Source organism: Pseudonocardia sp., from assembly GCF_025965585.1.
Taxonomy (GTDB): domain Bacteria; phylum Actinomycetota; class Actinomycetes; order Mycobacteriales; family Pseudonocardiaceae; genus Pseudonocardia.
Genome location: NZ_JAOPWR010000273.1, coordinates 1 through 6,428 on the forward strand (window position 1 = coordinate 1; position 6,428 = coordinate 6,428).

Genomic DNA, 6,428 nt, shown 5'->3' on the forward strand with positions numbered 1-6,428 from the left:
CGCTCCGCTGTGCATGACCTGTGGCACGAAGATGCGCCCGGCGGGCAGCTGCTACCTGTGCGAGGGCTGCGGCTCCACCAGCGGCTGCAGCTGAAAATGACCATCTCCACCGTGTCCCCCTGGCGAGACTGAGTCAGAAAAACTGATTGCTGCCCGGTCACTTGTTGGTGGTCAGGCTCGCCGCGATGTGTAAACGGCCAGGAAATGTTTCGCCGAATCGGACAGCAATGTCCCGGAGGTGGTCAGTAGAACATTCAAGGCCGACCCAATAGAGCGGTGCCCCGGCTCTCACGTGAGCAGGGCCGGGGCACCCGCCTGGCCGAGACAACGGGTCGGCTGGCCAGCAAGACGTCGTCCGACGTTGCCGTCGCTGCGCCGCGCGCACTGTCAGGCCGCCGCGCAGCACAGTCGCATCGCTGCTCGCTTCGGCCGACTCCCTCAGCCCTTCCCCTTCCCCGGGAGGCCGCCATGAACACAACACTTGCCCACGTTCCTCGCTAGCTCCCAGATCCGGAAGCCACCCTCGGTCTCGATGACGCGCGGTTGCTTCCCGATGGGGCGTTCCTCAAGGACTGGGACGTGATCATCCTCGGCCAGGACGTGAAGGAACGCCTCATCCGCCAAGCGGCCGCCTCCGTGCGGATTCGCAGCGCGATCGCCTTCACGGAGGTTCCTCTGCACGGGTCGTACTCCTGAGCGGTCCGCCAGGGGTGGGCAAGACCACCCTCGCGCGCGGCTTGGCCGACCGCCTGGCCCGCGTCATCACATTCCCCGGCCGCACACCACCTTGGCGGACGCCACTCTGCCCCGACCTCGTTGAGGCACGGCCGAGGTGCGGCTGCGACGCCCGTGCTTCGGACATGGCTCGCGACCGCCGTCGCTCACTCATCCGGTCGTGGCCGTACTGGCGCTGACGGGGCCGGCGGTCAGTACATCGGGGGGCTCATCACCCAGATCGATCGGGCCGGCACCTGCCCGGGGTTGCGGTAACTGTGCGGCAGACGGGGGTCCAGGAGTAGGGAGTCGCCCTCCTCGAGGAGGTACTCCTCCCCCCCGGCGGTGACGACCAGCTGCCCGACGATGACGATGACGCACTCCTCGTCGGCCGGGTGGGTGTACGGCTCCTCGCCGGAGCCGTCACCGGGAGCGACCACGGAGTAGATGATCTGCAGCGTCTTGGCCCCGGGCGGGGTCAGCAAGTAGTCGTCCAGGGAGCCGGCCGGGTGGGCCAGTCGCTTCCGGTCGCCGGCCCGGACCACCATGCCCGGCATCTCCGCGCCCACGAACAGTGACGCGACACTTTCCCCGAGTGCCTCGGCCATGCGGCGCAGCGACGCCATCGACGGGTTGGCGACGCCGCGCTCGACCTGGGACACGAAGCTCTCGGAGACCCCGGCAGCGTCCGCCACCTCGCGCAAGGTGATGTTGTTCCGGCGGCGCAGCTCGCGCATGCGGCCCCCGAGGTCCCCGGGGGGATCGACCGGCTTGCTGGTCACAGACCGCCTTCTCTCCTGGGGAACGGGGCGGCCCCGACTGTATCCGGGGCGCCATCCGGGGCGCCGACACGACCGGAGAAGTCCCGCGCCTCTTGTAGCGACCGCCACGTCTGAAGTAGCTTCCACAAAACTGAAGTGTGGCTACAGCAAACGCACCCATGGTCGAGGGAGATACGTGAGCACCACTAGGCATGTCGAGATCGCCGGCGCGGGCCTGGCCGGGCTGACCATGGCGACCGCTCTGGCGCAGCGCGGCTGGTCGGTGCGGGTCCACGAGCGGGGTGCCGAGCTCCGCGAGATCGGCGCGGGCATCTACCTCTGGGAGAACGCCCTGCGCGCGCTGGAGGCGATCGGTGCCGCCGAGGCGGTCACGTCGCGCGGCGAGCGGATCAACAGCCCCGAGCTGCGCGACCACAAGCAGCGGCTGCTGCAGCGCGAGTGGCTCCGCGACGGCCGGCTGTACACCGTCCTGCGCCGCGATCTGCACTCCGCACTGGTACAGGCGGCCATCGACGCCGGCGTGGAGATCCGGACCAGCTCGGCGGTCATCGGCGCCGGTGCGGACGGGTCGCTGGACCTGGCCGACGGCAGCTCGGTGAAGGCCGACCTGGTGATCGGCGCCGACGGCGTCTACTCCCGGGTTCGCGACACGTTGGGCCTCACCCAGCAGATCACCAACCTCGGCGACGGCTGCGGGCGCCACCTCGTACCGCGCACCGACGACGACCCGGTCAACGTGGCGTGGGAGGAATGGAACGGCGGACGCCGGGTGGGCGTCATCCCGTCGTCGCCCGAGTGGACCTACCTCTTCCTCTGCTGCCCGGAGGACGACACCGAAGGGACGGCGCAGCAGCCGTTCAACCGGCAGACCTGGATCGACTCCTTTCCCAGCTTCCGCTCCCAGCTCGAACGAGTGCCGGACATGCCCGAGGGACGCTGGGCGGCGTTCTCCGACGTGGTCACCCGCAACTGGTACCGGGGTCGGGCCGCGGTCATCGGCGACGCGGCGCACGCCATGTCGCCCAATCTCGGGCAGGCCGCCTGCACCGCGATGACCAACAGCATCGCGCTGGCCCAGTCCCTCGACGTGCACGACATCGACACGGCGCTGCAGGTGTGGCAGCGCAGCGAGAAGCCGGTGGTCGACCGGGTGCAGCGCTACTCCCGGATGTACGGGAAGATCGGCACCCGCTGGCCCGACCAGGCGCTGGGCGCCCGGTCCGCGCTCATCTGGTCGCTGGCCAAGGCCAAGCCCTTCCAGCGGCGCATCCAGTTCGCCGCCGGCTACTTCCCCACGCTTGACGCGGCCCCCGGGCCGCTCGGCGCGGGGCGCTGACGCCGTCGTGAGCACCATCGGAACCGAGCCGGCAGCAGACTTCGCGCTCACCGGTCGCGTCGTCACCGTCACCGGGACGGCGGACGCGCAGGCGGTCGTCGTCCGTGGCGGACGGATCGACTCGGTCGGAGGCCGGGAGCTGGCCGAGCAGGCACGGGCCGCGGGCCTTCCGGTCCACGACGTCGGCGAGCGGCTGGTGCTGCCCGGCTTCGTCGACCCGCACATGCACCTGCAACACATCAGTGTGGGGCGGGGACGCGGGGTCGACTGCCGGTTCCCCGGCTGCGCGACCATCCCCGACGTCCTGGACGCGCTGCACGCCGGGCTGGCCGACATCTCCGGAGACGAGTGGCTGGTCGGCTACGCCAACCTCTTCTTCGACCAGAAGATCGCCGAACGGCGCTACCTGACCCGCGCCGAACTGGACCGGGTCAGCGACCGGGTGCCGATCGTGCTGCACATGGGCGGCCACGCCTCGGTGCTCAACACCCTGGCCCTGCGGCTGGCCGGGGTCGAGCGCTTCATGGCCGGTGCCGCCGGCGGCTGGGGCAGCCCGGTCGTCGAGGTGGACGGGGCCGGGCAGCCCACCGGGCTGGTCGCCGAGATCGACCCCATGCTCCCCATCCCCACCCCGGACGCCGGCACGGTGGAGGGGTACGTCGTCGACACCTTCCGGGACCTGTTCACCGCGCACGGGGTCACCGCGTTCGGGGAGATGGTCGAGTCCACCGACGGTGCCGCGCTCCTGGAGCGGCTGACCGGCAGCGGCCGGCTGCCGGCACGCGCCGGGCTCTACCTCATGTCGCCGGCGGCGCTGCCGCTGTCCGAGGCCACGAGCTGGGTCAGCGGTCACCGGCCTGCCGATCCCGACCGGCTGCGGGCCGTGGGCGTCAAGGTGTTCGCCGACGGCGGCTACTCCTCCCGCAACGCGGCCAGCCGGACGCCCTACGTGCTCGACCACGCCCCGCACCCCGGCTACCACGGCCGGTTGAACCTGCCCTACGCCGCGATCCGCGAGGCGATCGCCGCCACCCGAGCGGCCGGCGTGCATCTGGCCATCCACACCAACGGCACCGCCGCGCAGGACGAGGCGCTGGCCGCGGTGCTCGGCTCGGGCGACCCCGCCGACCATCCCGCGGTGCGGATCGAGCACCTGGGCAACGTGCTCGACTCCCCTCGGGACCTGGCCACCTGGCGGCTGGCGGGGGTGCGCCCGGTCTTGCAGCCGGCGTTCCTGCACAACTTCGTGGGCGACTACGTGCCGATGCTCCTCGGCGACGCCGGGATGACCGGACGACTCCCGTTGCGCACCATCCTCGACGCCGGCGTGCTGCCGGCAGCCAGCTCGGACGTCTGCCTCGGTGCGGAGACCGAACAGTCGAACCCGCTGTTCGGCATCTGGTGCCTGATGGCCCGGCGCAGCTACTGGGGCCGGCACGTCGAACCGGACGAGAAGATCAGCTTCAGCGAGGCGCTGCGCCTGTTCACGCTCGAAGGCGCGAAGGCGCTGGGCATGGACGACCGGGTGGGCTCCATCGAGCCCGGGAAGTACGCCGACCTCGTCGTCCTGGACCGCGATCCGCGCACCGACATCGACGAGTTGCGGCGCACCCAGGTCGACTCGGTCTACCTGCAGGGCCGCGAGGTCCACCACCGGCCCGGCGCAGCACCCCCGCACTGAGGCCGCCGGGCGCGATCCGCCCTGCTGCACGGACACCGCACTGCGCCTGACGCGGCGATCGCGTCGCACGACCCCATCACAAAGGAGTGGCACCATGGGCAATGACGCACGTCCGCAGGCCGGCATCCGAGGCCTGGAGACCCGCTCGATCGACTACGTCCCCCTCGCCGAGAGACACGGCGTCGTCTGGCACCAGGGCCCGTTCTGGTTCACCGGCGGGTTCGTCCTGCCGTCCATGCTGATCGGCTTCATCGGCCCGAGCATGGGGCTGGGACTGATCTGGTCCATCATCGGCGTGGTCACCGGGATGGCCTTCGGCACCCTGTTCATGGCGCTGCACGCCAACCAGGGGCCGCGCCTGGGCCTGCCACAGATGATCCAGTCGCGGGCGCAGTTCGGGGCCCGGGGCGCCATGTTCCCGATGGCCGTCGCGATCTTCATCTACGTCGGCTACAACGTCTTCTACTTCATCCTCTCCACCGAGGCGATCGACACCGTCGTCCCCGGCGGGAAGATCTGGTACGTCCTCTTCGGGCTCCTCGCCGTGGGGATCGCGATCGTCGGCCACGACCTGCTGCACGTGTTCCAGCGGTGGTCGAGCTTCATCATCCTGGTCGTCTTCGCGGTCCTGACCGTGGTCGTGATCGTGAAGTACGCGGCCGCGGGCGCCCCGCCGCGCGCCACCGGCTGGGCGTTCACACCCTTCCTCGTGCAGTTCGCCGCCGCCGGCGGGTACCAGATCAGCTACGCCATCTACGTGTCGGACTACAGCCGCTACCTGCCCGAGGACGCCCCGGTCAAGAAGCTGATCGGCTGGACGTTCATCGGCGGGCTGGCCGGCGCCGGCTGGCTGGCATGCCTGGGTTCCCTGTTCGCCACCTACGTCGCCGCGTCCGACCCGATCGTCGCCATGCACGAGGTGGGCAACCTGGTCTTCCCCGGATTCGGGATCATCGCCGTGCTGGCCAGCGTGCCGCCGATGATCGGGACCTCCGGGGTCAACGCCTACGGGGCGATGCTCACCGGGGCGACCATCGCCGACGGGATCCGGCATGTGCGGCCCGGCGTGCGCACCCGGGTGCTCGGCCTGCTGATCGTGGGTGTCGCCACCATCGTGGTCAGCGTGGCGATCCCCGACAACTACCTCAACGCCTTCAACACCTTCCTCGGCGTGATGGTCTACCTGTTGGTCCCGTGGACCGCCGTCAACCTGGTCGACTTCTACCTGGTCCGGCGGGGGCACTACAGCGTCACCGACATCGTCGACCCGCGCGGCGCCTACGGGCAGTGGTCGGCCCGCGGCCTGACCGCCTACTTCGCCGGCTTCCTGGCGATGGTGCCGTTCTTCTCGCTGAGCTTCTACCTCGGCCCGGTGACCCGGGCGCTGGGCGGCGCGGACCTCTCCTTCGTCGTCGGGCTGCTGGTCTCCGGCCTCCTCTACTGGCTGATCAGCCGGCAGCGGGCTGGCCAGAGCTTCCCGGCGGAGATCGCCGCCGACCCGACCCGGGTCACCACCTGAGCGAGCCCGTTCTCCGGCGCCGGGCGGTTCCCGGCGCCTTTCCGGCACAGACGTCGGGTCGGCCGGTGCAGCCCCGCGCCGCCGGCCGACCCGACCCGCACAAGCCACAGGACAGCCATGAGCACACTGCACGCCAGCACCCGCCCGAGCGAGGTCTTGGACTCCACCCCCACCCAACTCCTCATCGGCGGTGTGTGGCGGAACTCCAGCAGCGGCCGCACGCTCGCCGTGGAGGACCCGGCGACGGGTCGGACCCTGGTGCACGTCGCCGACGCCACCGTCGAGGACGGGGACGCAGCGCTCGCCGCGGCCACGGCGGCGCAACCAGGCTGGGCCGCGACCCCGCCACGCGAGCGGGGCGAGATCCTGCGCCGGGCGTTCGAGACCATCCTCGCC

6 protein-coding genes are annotated in these 6,428 nt (G+C 70.8%); 5 read left to right on the forward strand and 1 reads right to left on the reverse strand.

What is annotated here, in order from left to right; genetic code table 11:
- Positions 1 to 710 precede the first annotated feature (710 nt).
- Positions 711 to 914: a hypothetical protein gene (locus JWR81_RS34410; RefSeq protein WP_367278801.1), complete on the forward strand. Its 204-nt coding sequence runs from the start codon at positions 711 to 713 to the stop codon at positions 912 to 914.
- A 12-nt stretch (positions 915 to 926) separates the two neighbouring features.
- Here the strand turns inward: JWR81_RS34410 and JWR81_RS17275 are convergent, their stop codons facing one another.
- Positions 927 to 1,496, reverse strand: coding sequence for a cupin domain-containing protein (locus tag JWR81_RS17275; RefSeq protein WP_297653277.1), 570 nt, complete (start codon positions 1,494 to 1,496; stop codon positions 927 to 929).
- Positions 1,497 to 1,671: 175 nt separating this feature from the next.
- Between JWR81_RS17275 and JWR81_RS17280 the strand changes: the two genes are divergently transcribed.
- The 4 genes from JWR81_RS17280 to JWR81_RS17295 all read left to right on the forward strand — a co-directional run.
- On the forward strand, positions 1,672 to 2,832 hold the full coding sequence (locus tag JWR81_RS17280) for an NAD(P)/FAD-dependent oxidoreductase (RefSeq protein ID WP_297653280.1): 1,161 nt from the start codon (positions 1,672 to 1,674) through the stop codon (positions 2,830 to 2,832).
- A gap of 7 nt (positions 2,833 to 2,839) precedes the next feature.
- Positions 2,840 to 4,513, forward strand: coding sequence for an amidohydrolase (locus tag JWR81_RS17285; RefSeq protein ID WP_297653283.1), 1,674 nt, complete (start codon positions 2,840 to 2,842; stop codon positions 4,511 to 4,513).
- A 94-nt stretch (positions 4,514 to 4,607) separates the two neighbouring features.
- Entirely contained in the window at positions 4,608 to 6,032 is a 1,425-nt protein-coding gene (locus JWR81_RS17290) for a cytosine permease (RefSeq protein ID WP_297653286.1), read from the forward strand.
- 117 nt (positions 6,033 to 6,149) lie between these two features.
- Positions 6,150 to 6,428, forward strand: a 279-nt coding sequence (locus JWR81_RS17295; protein WP_297653289.1) for an aldehyde dehydrogenase family protein, incomplete at its 3' end; no start/stop codon positions are given.

Bases quoted from the DNA above. Each gene is read 5' to 3' on its own strand.
- JWR81_RS17290 (WP_297653286.1), top strand. From the start codon at position 4,608: ATGGGCAATGACGCACGTCCGCAGGCCGGCATCCGAGGCCTGGAGACC.